Consider the following 562-nt stretch of genomic DNA (forward strand, 5'->3'; position numbering starts at 1 on the left):
GTAGCCGGTCAGAGTGTCCGCCCCGGACGTGCCCTCGACGCGCGTATTCGCCAGAATATCTTCCAGTGTCCAGGTCACACCGTCGCTGAACTCGATTGCCTCCAGCCCGTAGCCGAACGATACGTCGTTGAACCTGAACATGTCTTCAAGGACTTCGCCGGTGGGCAATACTTCGATGTACAAGTCGTCGGCCCCTGTGACTCGCGTCAACGAAACCTCCGTAGAAGCCACATCCGTCAGAACAAGCCGATCCGTTTCCGTCAGGCTGCGGCCGTGATCCCAGATGACATCATTCCCGTCGCCCCGGGACCACACATAGGTGTCATTTCCGTTGCTGCTCTGCCATGAGGTTGTGCCACCATGGAGCACATCATCCCCCAAGCCACCGACGAATACATCGTCGCCTCCGTGCCCCCTGAGCGTGTCATTCCCAGCAAAGCCAAAGAGGTTGTCGGCATAGTACCCGCTGTTGTAGCCGGTCAGAGTGTCCGCCCCGGACGTGCCCTCGACGCGCGTATTCGCCAGAATATCTTCCAGTGTCCAGGTCACACCGTCGCTGAAC

At 59.1% G+C, this 562-nt stretch carries 1 protein-coding gene; it reads right to left on the reverse strand.

Annotated elements, in window-relative coordinates; all coding sequences use genetic code 11:
* On the reverse strand, positions 1–562 hold a 562-nt coding region (locus tag ACR0C6_RS22140; protein WP_480621347.1), incomplete at both ends, for a calcium-binding protein.

The organism is Ruegeria sp. AL12 (assembly GCF_056540885.1).